We start from the raw sequence: 13,351 nt of genomic DNA, 5'->3' as shown, positions 1-13,351 counted from the left end.
GCAGTTGAGTCCGGACGATAGCAAACGAGCGGCAGGGTCTTTACACCGGCCCTACCGAACCCGCGGCTCACGACGGTGTTCCCGCCGACTCGGGCTCGACGTAAAGGATCTTGGTCTTCATGTACGCGCGTGCCTGCGCGGCGATCCAGACGAGCGCCGCGGCCAGCAGCGAGAAGGCGAACGCGCGGGTGTTGAAGAGCGAGGTGTGCTTGAACACCGCGAGCACGATCGCCAGCAGCAGGATCTGCACGGTGTAGAGCACGAGGCCCATCATCTGGAACAGCGACGGGTACGCCTTGGCGGTGCGCTGGAGCACCACCATCCCGATCGCCATGAAGGCGATCACGACCAACGTGCCGGCGGCGGCGCCGATCGCTCCCTTGCCACCGGCCACCGCTCCGCTCACAGCGGTGGCGATGACACCGGCCGCGGCAGTGGGGACGGTGCAGTTGAGGAGAGTTCGGACGTCGTTGGACTGCATGGTGGCAGCTCCTCCGGCGGGAGTTGGGGAAAGCGGGTGTCGTCGGAGACGAGCGTAATCCGGGTTTGGGGACGTGCCTCACGCCGGAAGACCATCTCACTACGGTCTTTCGGCTTGTTTCCCGGCTTTCGTGAACGGTATCACAAAGTATTTAGCCAGGGCTTTACCATGGAGATGTGCTCACTGTCACATGGGAGAGGTATCGACACGCCGTTCAACTGACGTCCTATTTGCCTACTTCGGGGAAATTGCCGGATATGCCGGACTTAAAGGGCTTTGTCGACGGCGGTCAACTACCGGCTGCCGACGACGGGCGGAGCCTGCCCGACGACTACCGGCGGCTCTCGACGGGACGCCGGTCCGGCAGTCGCGAACGGTCGCCGATCGCGGTCGATCCGTGCAGCGGCGGACGGTCCTCGGAGCGCATCTCCCGCTCGGCCGCGGCAGCGGCGGCGGCCAGCCGGCGGCGTCGGCGACGATAGCGCGGCGGTACGAATGCCTCGGCCCAGTGCGGCGCGCGCGGCCGGAACCGCGGCAGCAGCAGGACCAGCAGACCCAGCGCGCTCAGGCCGACGATCACCATGACGATGCCGAGGCTGGAGGAGTTCACCGAGAACGCCACCGCGGAGAAGGCGAACAGCGCCGACCAGAAGTACATGATCAGCACGGCCCGGCTGTGCGAGTGCCCGATCTCCAGCAGCCGGTGGTGCAGGTGGCCGCGGTCGGCGGCGAACGGCGACTGCCCCTTCCACGTCCTGCGGACCACGGCCAGCACCAGGTCGGCGGCCGGGATCGCGATCATCGTCAGCGGCAGCAGCAGCGGCATGTAGACCGGCACCATGAAGTGCACGGTGCTGCGGCTGGATCCGGTGAAGTCGGTGATGGCGTCCGGGTCGACCTGCCCGGTGATGGAGATCGCGGACGAGGCGAGCACCAGCCCGATCAGCATCGACCCCGAGTCGCCCATGAAGATCCGCGCCGGGTGGATGTTGTGCGGCAGGAAGCCCACGCACATGCCGATCAGGATCGCGCTGAACAGCGTGGCGGGCGCGGCGGCTTCGACGCCGTAGCCGTACCACATGCGGTACGCGTACATGAAGAACGCGATGGCGGCGATGCAGACGACACCCGCGGCCAGACCGTCGAGGCCGTCCACGAAGTTGACCGCGTTGATCGTGATGACGACCAGCGCGACGGTCAGCAGCGTCGACTGGATCGGGGTGAGCGCGACCGGGCCGACACCGGGCACCGGCAGCCACAGAATGGTCAGGCCCTGGAAGACCATCAGACCCGCGGCGATCATCTGCACGCCGAGTTTGACCAGCGCGTCGACGCCCCACTTGTCGTCCAGCACACCGAGCAGCCAGATCAGCCCGGCGCCGGACAGCAGCGCGCGCGGCTCGTTGGACTGCGAGAACACGTCCCCGATGTTGCTCAGGTGCGCGGCGACCAGCAGACCGGCGCACAGCCCGCCGAACATCGCGATGCCGCCCAGCCGGGGCGTGGGCTCGCGGTGCACGTCACGCGCGCGGATGGGCGGCATCGCGCCCGCCGCGATGGCGAACTTCCGTACCGGGCCGGTCAGCAGATACGTGACGGCGGCGGCGACGCACAGGGTCAGCAGATACTCGCGCACGAGCAGCCTCCGACGACTTCGGGGGCGTAGCAGCGCTGCGCACACGTCCGGGGGATCCTCACAGCGTCACACCCTAGTGGTGGCCGGGCCGAGACGGCGAACATCAATCAAGACTCACAGGGAGTGCCCACGGTTGCACATCGGCTGTACGGGGAATGTGAAGGGGTTGTCCCGGGCGTGCCGTTGCGGGCTCAGACGGCCGCGGGGATGCCCGTCAGGGCGGTGACGACGGGGTCGAGCGCGGTGTGGATCTCGTCGCCGATGCTGCGGAAGTACGAGATGGGAGCGCCGTACGGGTCGTGGACCTCGTCGGCGTCGGGGCTGGGCGCGAGCAGCCAGCCGCGCAGCGCGGCGGCGGCGCCGACCAGGGCGCGGGCGCGGTCGGTGACACTGCCCTCGGGCAGCGTGGTGGGGTCTATGGCCCGCACCAGGCGGGTGAACTCCTTGAGCGTGAAGGTACGCAGACCCGCCGCGTGTCCCATCGAGATCACCTGGGAGCGGTGGTCGCGGGTCGCGGTCAGGACGAGGTCGGCGTCGATCACGTGGTCGTCGAGCAGCTCCCGGCCGGTGAAACCGGTCGGGTCGGCGCCGTACTCGGCGAGTACGGCGGCGGCGTGCGCCTCCATCGGCGCGCCTTCGTGGCCCCAGGTGCCCGCGGACTCCACGACGATGCCGGTGGCGCCGTCGCCGAGGCGGCGCGCCAGCCCATGCCGCGTCAGCCGCTCGGCCATCGGCGAGCGGCAGACGTTGCCGGTGCAGACGTGGAGGATGCGGAAGGCGTCACCGCCCTGTCCGGGGAGGGTCCCCGCGCGGGCGGCGAGGCCCGGTATGCCACGCCCGTCGGGCGCAGTCAACTGCGCTCCTCCAGGTCGGGGACCACCTTGCGCAGCTCCTCCGCACTGATCGCCCCGGCCCGCAGCAGTACCGGGACCTTCCCCGTCACGTCCACGATCGAGGAGGCGACGGCGGACGGGGTGGGGCCGCCGTCGAGGTAGACCGCCACGGAGTCGCCGAGCATGCCCTGGGCGGCGTCGCAGTCCTGCGGCGAGGGGTGTCCCGTGAGGTTGGCGCTGGAGACGGCCATCGGCCCAGTGGCGGTCAGCAGCTCGATCGCGACCGGGTGCAGCGGCATCCGGACGGCGACGGTGCCTCGGGCGTCGCCGAGGTCCCAGTTGAGCGACGGCTGGTGCTTGGTGACCAGGGTGAGCGCGCCGGGCCAGAAGGCGTCGACGAGCTCCCACGCCTGCTCGGAGAAGTCGGTGACGATGCCGTGCAGGGTGTTCGGGGAGCCGACCAGGACGGGCGAGGGCATGTTGCGCCCGCGGCCCTTGGCCTCCAGCAGGTCGCCGACCGCCTCGGCGTCGAAGGCGTCCGCGCCGATGCCGTACACGGTGTCGGTGGGCAGGACGACGAGTTCACCGCGCTTGACGGCCGAGGTGGCCTCGCGCAGGCCGGTGGCCCGGTCGGTCGCATCCGAGCAGTCGTATCGCCGTGCCATTAGCTGACCTCCAGAAGATGCTGTGTCCCCGTCATGGTGTCGCCTTACGGGCCGTGGTGAAACGGGGGCGGTTGTTGAGATCGGGGTGGTCGGCCGCGTCCGCCCAGCCCGCGTCCTCCTTGAAGATCCACGGCACTTGGCCGCCCTGGGAGTCGGCGTGCTCGATGACGACGACGCCGCCGGGCCGCAGCAGCCGGTGCGCGGTGCGCTCGATGCCGCGGATGGTGTCCAGGCCGTCCTCGCCGGAGAACAGGGCGAGTTCGGGGTCGTGGTCGCGGGCCTCGGGCGCCACGTACTCCCACTCGGTGAGCGGGATGTAGGGCGGGTTGGAGATCACCAGGTCGACGTGGCCGTTGAGTTCGGGGAACGCGGTCAGCGCGTTGCCCTGCCGCAGGTCGACCTTGCTGCCCTCGACGTTCTTGCGGGCCCACTCCAGGGCGTCCTCGGACAGCTCCACGGCGTGCACCCGCGAGCGCGGCACCTCCTGGGCCAGCGCCAGCGCGATGGCGCCGGAGCCGGTGCACAGGTCCACGATCAGCGGTTCCGCGACGTCCATGGCGCGTACGGCGTCTATCGCCCAGCCGACCACGGACTCGGTCTCCGGGCGGGGCACGAACACCCCTGGCCCCACCTGGAGTTCGAGGTAGCGGAAGAAGGCCCGGCCGGTGATGTGCTGGAGCGGTTCGCGTGCCTCGCGGCGCGCCACGGCCTCCCAGTACCGGGCGTCGAACTCGGTGTCGGCGACGCCGTGCAGTTCGCCGCGCTTGACCCCGTGGACGTACGCGGCGAGTTCCTCGGCGTCGAAGCGTGGCGACGGCACGCCCGCGTCGGCCAGTCGCTGGGCGGCCTGCGCCACCTCGGCGAGCAGCAGGTTCACTCTGCCTTCCCCCTTAGCTGCCGTCGCCGGCGGCGGCCAGTTTGGCCGCCGAATCGGCGTCCACGCAGGCCTGGATCATCGCGTCCAGGTCCCCGTCGAGCACCTGGTCCAAGTTGTACGCCTTGAACCCGACCCGGTGGTCCGAGATGCGGTTCTCGGGGAAGTTGTACGTACGGATGCGCTCGGAGCGGTCGACGGTACGGACCTGGCTGCGGCGGGCGTCGGAGGCTTCCTTCTCGGCCTCCTCCTGCGCGGCGGCCAGCAGCCGGGAGCGCAGGATGCGCATCGCCGACTCCTTGTTCTGGAGCTGGCTCTTCTCGTTCTGGCAGGAGACGACCAGGCCGCTGGGAAGGTGGGTGATGCGGACCGCGGAGTCGGTGGTGTTGACGGACTGGCCGCCGGGGCCCGACGAGCGGTAGACGTCGATCCGCAGGTCGTTGGGGCCGATCTCGACCTCGACCTCCTCGGCCTCCGGGGTGACCAGCACACCGGCGGCGGAGGTGTGGATACGGCCCTGCGACTCGGTGGCGGGCACCCGCTGGACGCGGTGCACGCCGCCCTCGTACTTCATGCGGGCCCAGACGCCCTGGCCGGGCTCGTGGTTGCTCTTGGCCTTGACCACGACCTGGACGTCCTTGTAGCCGCCGAGGTCGGACTCGTTGGCGTCGAGGATCTCGGTCTTCCAGCCGACGCGCTCGGCGTAGCGCAGGTACATCCGCAGCAGGTCGCCGGCGAACAGCGCGGACTCCTCGCCGCCCTCCCCCGCCTTGACCTCGAGGATGACGTCCTTGTCGTCGCTGGGGTCGCGGGGCACCAGCAGCAGCCGCAGCCGCTCGGTCACCTCGTCGCGCTGCTTCTCCAGGTCCTTCACCTCGGCGGCGAAGTCCGGGTCGTCGGCGCCGAGTTCGCGGGCGGTACCGATGTCGTCGCCGAGCTGCCGCCAGGAGCGGTACGTGCTGATGATGGGGGTCAGCTCGGCGTAACGCTTGTTCAGCTTGCGGGCGTTGGCCTGGTCCGCGTGGACCGCGGGGTCGGCAAGCTGCTTTTCGAGGTCGGCGTGCTCGCCGATCAGTTCCTCGACCGCCTCGAACATCTTCGGTTCCCTAGCTGGATGAAGTGGCTGCCTGGCCTGGCTGGCCCGGGACGACAAAGCGCCGGTCCGGTCACCCATGACTGGGCGACCGGGAACCGGCGCTTGCGGGTCGCTACTTCTTGGCGGACCCGGCGGCCTTGCCGAAGCGGGCCTCGAAGCGGGCCACACGGCCGCCGGTGTCGAGGATCTTCTGCTTGCCCGTGTAGAACGGGTGGCACTCGGAGCACACGTCCGCGCGGATCTGGCCGCTCTTCTCGGTGCTGTGAGTGGTGAACGAGGCGCCACAGGTGCAGGTGACCTGGGTCTCGAAGTACTCGGGGTGGATGCCTTGCTTCAAGGGATGCTCCTAGGTTCGGGAGGGCGCCGGGTCGTACCGCGGGTTTGCGTGCACGTGAACCGGAGCCAGCGGTCCAGTCTGCCAGGACTGGCCGTATCTCCCAAAACGAGGGGTGGGCCCGGATAATTCCCGGCTCGAAAGCGCAGGTCGGAGCGGGTGCGGGGCGCGGGTCCCGGAGCGGGCCGGGACCGGGCCCGGCCAGGTCAGGTCAGGTCAGGTCAGGTCAGGTCACGGCGTGGTGCTCGGGCTGAGGCCCGGGCTCGGCGAGGTGGCCGGGTCCGCGGTGGCGCCGCCGCCGACCACCTTCTTGGCGTTGACCTCGTCGGCGGCCGAGCCCTTGGTGGCGGCGGCCGGGATCGGCCGGTCGGCCCGCAGCGCGGCCCACACCATCGCGGCCTGCGCCTGCATCGGCTCCACCCGGTTGGGATCGCTGACCGCGTACTGGACCGGCAGTGTCACCATGTGGACGTTCGTAGAGTCCAGGCCGCGCACGCTCTGCGCGAAGCCCATCAGGGAGCCGACCGAGGCGAGGTCGGAGTCGGTGGTGATGGCGCTGGTGGCGGTGTCGGCGACGTCGATCAGCTTGGTGGGGCTGGTCAGCAGGCCGATCCCGCTCACCCGGTTCATCAGCGCCTTCATGAACGCCTGCTGGAGCTGGATCCGGCCCAGGTCGCTGCCGTCGGCCACGCCGTGCCGGGTGCGGACCAGGCCGAGCGCCTGCTCACCGTTGAGGGTGTGGGTGCCCGCGGCCAGGTCCAGGTGGCTCTTGGTGTCGTGTATGGCCTGGGTGGTGGTGAGCGGGACGCCGCCCAGCGCGTTGATGAGGTTCTTGAAGCCGGTGAAGTCCACCTCGATGTAGTGGTCCATCCGCAGGCCCGTCATGGCCTCGACGGTCTTGACCGCGCAGGCCGGGCCGCCGACCTCGTAGGCGCTGTTGAACATGACGCTCCGCACGGCCGGTACGGTGCCCCCGCCGGGCTTGGAGCACACGGGCCGGGGGACGAGGGTGTCGCGCGGGATGCTGACCACGCTGGCGGCCTTGTGGCCCTTGTTCAGGTGCACGATCATCGCGGTGTCCGAGCGGGCGCCGCCGCCGCCGTGGCCGTACTCGCTGTTGGCGCCGGACCGGGAGTCCGAGCCGAGCACGAGGATGTCCATCGCGCCGTTGTCCAGGGCCGCGGGGCGGTTGGTGCCGAGCGCGGAGTCGATGTCGACGCTCTTGATGTTGCCGTTGAGCCGGAAGTAGAGGTAGCCCGCGCCCGCGCCGCCGAGCAGCACCAGGCCCGCGGTGCCCCAGGCGACCACGCGCAGCACCCGGCGGCGCCGGGTGCGCTGGTGCCGCCTGCTGCCCTTGCCGTCGCTGACGGCAGTGGCCCCGGTCGGCAGCTGGTCATCGGACATGGCTCCCTCCGTCTCCTGGGCGTCGTGGGCGTTCACGGTCTTCACGGTCTTCACGGTGGCTTCGTGAGCTTCGCGGGCATTCGTCCCGAAGTGTCAGACGCTCCATCCTCCGCCGAGGTTCCCCTTCCCGGCATCCGGGGAGACCGGGGGAAGACGTGCGAGCGCCCGCGTACCCCCAGGTCAGGGGGTACGCGGGCGCTCTTTTGATCACCCTGCGTGAAACTCAGCCGAAGAGGTTGTACGCATTCCAGCCGGTCCCGATCTTGACCTTGGCCGCGTAGGGGCCGGACGCGGAGCCCGTGCCCTTGTACAGCCACAGCGTGCCCGAGGCGTCCCGGGCGATCAGATCGGCCTTGCCGTCGCCGGTGATGTCACCGACGGCCGCGAAGGCGTTGTACGCGTTCCAGCCGGTCCCGATCTTCGTTCGGGCCGCCCAGGGCCCGGACGCGAGGCCCGTGCCCTTGTAGAGCCACAGGGCGCCCGTGCTGTCCCGCGCGATGATGTCGGGACGGCCGTCGCCGGTCAGATCGCCCTTGCCGTAGATCTGGCCGTTGAAGATGTCCCAGCCGCCGCCGATCTTGGTGCGGGCACCGAGGGTGCCCTTGCCGTTGCCGGGGTAGAGCCACGAGTTCCCGCTGGTGTCGGTGGCGACCACGTCCGGCAGACCGTCGCCGTTGACGTCACCCGGCGTGATGATCGACTTCATGACGTTCCAGCCCGGACCGATCAGCACATTGTCGCCGCTGTATCCGTCCAGCCAGAACAGCCGGCCGTCCGTGGTGCGGACGACCAGGTCCTGGTAGTCGTTCCGGTCCAGGTCGCTCTGGCGGACCAGGTTCAGTCCGCTGAAGTCGCCCATCGACGCCTTCGGGGCGAAGGCGCCGCCGGTCGACACGTACTCGTACGCCGATCCGGCCGGCGTCACGGCGACCAGGTCGGCCTTGTCGTCCAGGCTGAGATTCGCGTCGTCGATCCGGGGGTTGACGGCGCCGACGTAGGCGCTGACCCGGCTGAAGACGCTGTACGTGCCCTTCTCGACACAGTCCTTGACGCCCCACGAGACGACGCCGACGAGCTTCCCGGCGACCACGAGCGGACCGCCCGAGTCACCGTTGCAGGTCGCGGTGGTCCCGGCGTCCGCGCCGGACGCGGGAGCTCCCGCGCAGACCATGTGGCCCGCGACGAAGGTCGACCCGTACGCCGTTGTGCACGCGGTGTTGGCGGCGACCGGCAGGGTCGCCTTCCGCAGCGTCTGCGATATGTCCTGGCTGCCGGAACTGGTGCGCCCCCAGCCGTAGACGGTCCCCTGGGTGCCGGTGACGTACGAGGCGCTGTCGGTCGCCGTGGTGATCGGCAGCGGCTTGGCCGTCGTGGGGACGTCGAGCGTCAGTACCGCGACGTCGTTGTCGAACTCGGGGTTGTCGTACGTCGGGTTGCTCCACTGCCGCCACACGCCGGTGACGGTGCCACCGTGCAGATCCGTGGTGGTGCCGTCGGCGCTGTCGGTGGGGAGCTGGTCGGTGCCGCTGAGGACGACACCGTGCAGATTCCAGTTGAAGCCCGCGACGCAGTGGGCGGCGGTCAGGACCTTCGACGGGGACACCACGGTGCCGCCGCAGAAGAAGCTGTCGTCGTCCGTCGTCGAGGCGGTGCCCTTGCCGTCGAAGTACCAGAGCTGGACCATCCACGGCGCGCTGGAGATCGTCGTGGTGGTGCCGCCGATGATCTTCGGGTCGACCGTGTGCGGGCCGGCGGAGAGCTTGGTGCGGGACGGGCCGTCGTCCGCCGCCACCGCGCCCGCGACGCGGGCGCGCAGTTCCGCCTGGGACGGCGCACTGGTGTGCCCGGCCGGGTGGAGAACGGGCGGCTGCGGGTCGCCGGCCTGGGCCGGCGTCGCCAGGAACAGACTCACGGCGCCCGCGGCGACCGTGGCTGCGAGGACCGCTGTACGGCTGTGCCGCCAGCGCCCCCGGCCCTCATGGGCAGAGAACACTCAGAACTCCTGTCGTAGAAATGCGCGACGGCCGCCAACGGGCGGTGGCCGCACGGGAGATGTGCACAGGAGCGAGTAGCTGACCGAACGTCGGCGAAAAGGGGCGCGGGCAGGCTGAAGCACAGCCCTGCGGCCGGGTCGGACGTCCGAAGATGGTTCCCCCCACCTGCGACTGGCAGATCATATGACTGCCAGCTTGGCCCGGACCAGCCTCACAGGTAGCTGAGAACACATGTTTGAGCAAAGAAACAGCTCGGCCCGCCGGGAATCCGGCGGGCCGAGCTGTTTCTCGTCTGTCCTGAACCGAAGGTCAGTCGTTGTTGCCCGGCGTCGTCTTCGCGATCTGCATCAGGAACTCCGCGTTGGACTTCGTCTGCTTCATCTTGTCCAGCAGCAGCTCGATCGCCTGCTGGGAGTCGAGCGCGTGCAGAACGCGGCGGAGCTTCCAGACGATCGCCAACTCGTCCCGGTCCAGCAGGATCTCTTCCTTACGGGTACCGGACGGGTCGACGTCCACCGCGGGGAAGATCCGCTTGTCCGCGAGCTTGCGGTCGAGCTTGAGCTCCATGTTGCCGGTGCCCTTGAACTCCTCGAAGATCACCTCGTCCATCCGCGAGCCGGTCTCGACCAGCGCGGTGGCCAGGATGGTCAGCGAGCCGCCGTCCTCGATGTTGCGCGCCGCGCCGAAGAACCGCTTCGGCGGGTAGAGCGCGGTCGAGTCGACACCACCGGACAGGATGCGGCCGGAGGCGGGCGCCGCCAGGTTGTACGCGCGGCCCAGACGGGTGATGGAGTCGAGCAGCACGACCACGTCGTGACCCAGCTCCACGAGCCGCTTGGCCCGCTCGATGGCCAGCTCGGCGACCGTGGTGTGGTCCTCGGCGGGGCGGTCGAAGGTCGAGGAGATGACCTCGCCCTTCACCGACCGCTGCATGTCGGTGACCTCTTCGGGACGCTCGTCGACCAGGACGACCATCAGGTGGCACTCGGGGTTGTTCGTGGTGATCGCGTTGGCGATGGCCTGCATGATCATGGTCTTACCGGTCTTCGGCGGGGCCACGATCAGACCGCGCTGGCCCTTGCCGATCGGCGACACCAGGTCGATGATCCGGGTGGTCAGCACGCCGGGGTCGGTCTCCAGACGGAGCCGGTCCTGCGGGTACAGCGGCGTGAGCTTGTTGAACTCCGGACGGCCGCGGCCGGAGTCGGCGCCCATCCCGTTCGCGGAGTCCAGCCGGACCAGCGCGTTGAACTTCTCGCGGCGCTCGCCGTCCTTGGGCTGCCGTACGGCACCGGTGACGTGGTCGCCCTTGCGCAGGCCGTTCTTGCGGACCTGGGCGAGCGAGACGTACACGTCATTGGGACCCGGCAGGTAGCCGGAGGTCCGGATGAAGGCGTAGTTGTCGAGGATGTCCAGGATGCCCGCGACGGGGATCAGCACGTCGTCGTCGGAGACCTGGACCTCGCCGCCGCCGAACTCGTCGCGGCGGTTGCCCCGCCCACGGCGGTCGCGGTAGCGCCCGCGCCGACGGCCGCGACCGTCGCCGAACTCGTCGTCGTCCTGCGCGTTGCCGCCGCCGCCCTGGCCGCCCTGCTGCTGGTTCTGGCCGCCCTGGCCGCCGCCCTGCTGCTGGTTGCCCCGGTCGCCGCGGTCGCGGTTCTGCCGGTTGCCGCCGTCGCGGTTGCCGCCCTCGGCGCCGTCCTCGCCGCGCCCGCGGCGGTCGCGCTGCCGCTCACGGCGGTCACCGCGCTGGCCGCGCTGCCGGTCCTGGCGCTCGTCGCCGGACCCGGCGGCGCCGCCGTTCTGCTGCTGCTTGCCGTCGCCCTTGGCGTCCTTGGCCTCGGTACGGCTGTCGGTCTTGCCCTCCGCGGTGTCGGCCGCGGCCTCAGCGGCGCGCTCGGCCTTCGCGGCCGACTTGGCCTGCTCACCGGCGGGCTGGCCGGGAATCTCGATCTGCTTGGGCTCCGCGGGCGCGGTGGCGGCGGCCTTGGCGGGGGCGGCCTTGGCCGCACCGTCCACCTCGGCGGGCGCCTCGGCCAGCCGGGCCCGCGACGTCGCGCGGCGCTTGGGCTTCTCGGCCGCGGGGGCCTCTGCCGCGGGCGCGGCGGCCTGGGCCGTCGCGGCGCCGCCGCCCGCCTGCCTCTCCTTGATGGTCTCGATCAACTGGCTCTTGCGCATCCGCGCGGTGCCCTTGATCCCGAGACCGGAGGCGAGCTGCTGCAACTCGGCCAGGACCATGCCGTCAAGACCGGTCCCGGACCGGCGTCGCCGTGAGGCACTGGCCGTGGCAGCACCGGTAGCAGGCGCGTCGGCATCGGACGCGGCGACAGAGTTCTCTGCGCGCACGCCCATCAGATCGGTGGTGTCGCTCACGAAGGGTCCTTCCCTGGAGCGGACGTCGGCCTGTCTGGCTCGGCGACCGGTCGTGCTGTCCGGATCTGGGCGTTTCCGCTGCTCAGAGCCGGGGCGGTGGTCCGCCTGACGGCGGCAGAAATACATTCGGGGCTCGGCACGACAAGGGTTCTGGTGCCGACTCCGGAGCGTGCTCGACACTGCGCAGGACTGCTGCCTATGCGGTGTGGGAGGCTCCCGGAAGATAAGCGGTCCCACGGAAGGGACACAGTGCATCGCGCCCATTGGGCGTCGAATGCAGGCTTGAGGTTAACACTACCGGATCCAACAAACATTCCCCCTCTCTACGACCGGCAATCGTGTCACTGCCCCCCTGCGAGCGGCAGGACACTGGCTCCGGCCGTGTCGAGCGCCAGACGGTCGGCCGCCCAGCCCTCGCCGGCGAGCCGGGTGACCTTGTCGGCGGCGCCCTCCTCGGTGAGCGCCAGCACCGTGGGCCCCGCACCGGAGATCACAGCCGGTACGCCGTCGGCGCGCAGCCGGTTCACCAGCGCCAGGCTCTCGGGCATGGCGGGCCCGCGGTAGTCCTGGTGCAGGCGGTCCTCGGTGGCGGGCAGCAGCAGCTCGGGGCGCCGGGTGAGCGCCTCCACCAGCAGCGCGGCCCGGCCCGCGTTGGCCGCGGCGTCCACATGCGGGACGGTACGCGGCAGCAGCCCGCGGGCGGTCTCGGTGAGCAGGGGGGTGGCGGGCACGAACACCACGGGGACCAGCGAGCGCGCCGGGTCCAGCCGGATCGCGCGGGCCGCGCCGCCCTCGGTCCACGCCAGGGTGAAGCCGCCCATCAGGCAGGCGGCGACGTTGTCGGGGTGGCCCTCGATCTCGGTGGCCAGCTCCAGCAGTGCGATGTCGTCGAGTACAGCGGGGCCGCCTATCGTCACCGCGCGGGCGGCGATGATGCCCGCGCAGATGGCGGCGGAGGACGAACCGAGGCCGCGGCCGTGCGGAATGCGGTTGGCGCACACCACCTCGAGGCCGCGCGGCTGGCCGCCCAGCAGGTCGAAGGCGGTCCGCAACGACCGTACGACCAGGTGCTTCTCGTCCCTGGCCAGGGTGTCGGCGCCCTCGCCCGCGATGTCCACGTGCAGGCCCGAGTCGGCGACGCGGACCACGACGTCGTCGTACAGGCCGAGCGCCAGGCCGAAGGCGTCGAAACCGGGGCCCAGATTGGCGCTGGTCGCGGGGACGCGCACTCGTACTGCGGCGGCGCGGAACGCGGGACCGGCCATCGTTCGACGAATCTCCTCGTGCGGTTCGCCCTGCGGGCGCGGCTTCATCGCCGGGCGGCGGGGCGGGGGAGGCACTGCCCATTGGCAACTGCCGGAGTCGGGCACACTGCGGTGCCGCTGAGGTAAGCCTATCGAAGGAAGGTTCTCCTGCGACATAGGGCGCACGAAGAGCGCGTGATGCGTGTCGCCCCTCCCCCGTGCGCCCCGCCGCTCCTTTGCGGCGAGCCGCTCTTCTCAGGGCCTCATCGCCGCCGAGAACGGCGAGCCGATCTTTCAGGGGCGCCGCGCCGCCGAGGACGGCGAGCCGGTCCTTTCGGGGCCGCCGGGGGTACCTCCCGGCCGAAGGCTGGGAGAGGAACTGCGCGACAAGCCCCCACCGGGCTGTCAGCCCGGAAA

General features: G+C 70.5%; 11 protein-coding genes. All 11 read right to left on the bottom strand.

The genetic code is table 11. The annotated features are described in order from the left end of the window. Positions 1-67: 67 nt before the first annotated feature. The 11 genes from ACFZBB_RS16680 to thrB all read right to left on the bottom strand — a co-directional run bounded on the left by ACFZBB_RS16680 (position 68) and on the right by thrB (position 12,955). Positions 68-481 (bottom strand): hypothetical protein, encoded by a 414-nt coding sequence (locus ACFZBB_RS16680; RefSeq protein ID WP_391122671.1) that lies wholly within the window; start codon positions 479-481, stop codon positions 68-70. A 331-nt stretch (positions 482-812) separates the two neighbouring features. Next, positions 813-2,117, bottom strand: a complete 1,305-nt coding sequence (locus ACFZBB_RS16675; protein WP_188281954.1) for an MraY family glycosyltransferase — start codon at positions 2,115-2,117, stop codon at positions 813-815. A gap of 191 nt (positions 2,118-2,308) precedes the next feature. Continuing rightward, on the bottom strand, positions 2,309-2,971 hold the full coding sequence (locus tag ACFZBB_RS16670; protein ID WP_188281955.1) for a protein-tyrosine-phosphatase: 663 nt from the start codon (positions 2,969-2,971) through the stop codon (positions 2,309-2,311). Next, positions 2,968-3,615, bottom strand: a complete 648-nt coding sequence (locus tag ACFZBB_RS16665) for an L-threonylcarbamoyladenylate synthase (protein ID WP_188281956.1) — start codon at positions 3,613-3,615, stop codon at positions 2,968-2,970. Before ACFZBB_RS16665 ends, ACFZBB_RS16670 begins: the two co-directional genes overlap by 4 nt. Before the next feature lie 31 nt (positions 3,616-3,646). Then, positions 3,647-4,492 (bottom strand): peptide chain release factor N(5)-glutamine methyltransferase, encoded by an 846-nt coding sequence (prmC, locus tag ACFZBB_RS16660; RefSeq protein WP_188281957.1) that lies wholly within the window; start codon positions 4,490-4,492, stop codon positions 3,647-3,649. 13 nt (positions 4,493-4,505) lie between these two features. Beyond that, the gene (prfA, locus tag ACFZBB_RS16655) at positions 4,506-5,585 is read right to left on the bottom strand and encodes a peptide chain release factor 1 (RefSeq protein WP_355344200.1); all 1,080 of its coding nucleotides are present in this window, start codon (positions 5,583-5,585) and stop codon (positions 4,506-4,508) included. Between the two features lie 112 nt (positions 5,586-5,697). Continuing rightward, complete coding sequence (gene rpmE, locus ACFZBB_RS16650; RefSeq protein ID WP_188281959.1) at positions 5,698-5,922, bottom strand: 50S ribosomal protein L31; 225 nt, start codon at positions 5,920-5,922, stop codon at positions 5,698-5,700. 228 nt (positions 5,923-6,150) lie between these two features. Continuing rightward, entirely contained in the window at positions 6,151-7,323 is a 1,173-nt protein-coding gene (locus ACFZBB_RS16645; protein ID WP_391122667.1) for an LCP family protein, read from the bottom strand. 223 nt (positions 7,324-7,546) lie between these two features. Further along, positions 7,547-9,316: a trypsin-like serine protease gene (locus tag ACFZBB_RS16640; RefSeq protein ID WP_391122665.1), complete on the bottom strand. Its 1,770-nt coding sequence runs from the start codon at positions 9,314-9,316 to the stop codon at positions 7,547-7,549. A 310-nt stretch (positions 9,317-9,626) separates the two neighbouring features. Further along, entirely contained in the window at positions 9,627-11,690 is a 2,064-nt protein-coding gene (gene rho / locus ACFZBB_RS16635) for a transcription termination factor Rho (protein WP_391122662.1), read from the bottom strand. 341 nt (positions 11,691-12,031) lie between these two features. Continuing rightward, the gene (thrB, locus tag ACFZBB_RS16630; protein ID WP_391122659.1) at positions 12,032-12,955 is read right to left on the bottom strand and encodes a homoserine kinase; all 924 of its coding nucleotides are present in this window, start codon (positions 12,953-12,955) and stop codon (positions 12,032-12,034) included. Positions 12,956-13,351 lie beyond the last annotated feature (396 nt).

It is taken from the genome of Streptomyces sp. NPDC008139, assembly GCF_042957025.1.
In the GTDB taxonomy this organism is placed as follows: Bacteria; Actinomycetota; Actinomycetes; order Streptomycetales; family Streptomycetaceae; genus Actinacidiphila.
This window is presented reverse-complemented; position numbering and strand designations above follow the sequence as displayed.

Bases quoted from the DNA above. Each gene is read 5' to 3' on its own strand.
- thrB (WP_391122659.1), bottom strand. From the start codon at position 12,955: ATGGCCGGTCCCGCGTTCCGCGCCGCCGCAGTACGAGTGCGCGTCCCC.
- ACFZBB_RS16680 (WP_391122671.1), bottom strand. From the start codon at position 481: ATGCAGTCCAACGACGTCCGAACTCTCCTCAACTGCACCGTCCCCACT.
- ACFZBB_RS16665 (WP_188281956.1), bottom strand. From the start codon at position 3,615: ATGGCACGGCGATACGACTGCTCGGATGCGACCGACCGGGCCACCGGC.
- ACFZBB_RS16645 (WP_391122667.1), bottom strand. From the start codon at position 7,323: ATGTCCGATGACCAGCTGCCGACCGGGGCCACTGCCGTCAGCGACGGC.
- prfA (WP_355344200.1), bottom strand. From the start codon at position 5,585: ATGTTCGAGGCGGTCGAGGAACTGATCGGCGAGCACGCCGACCTCGAA.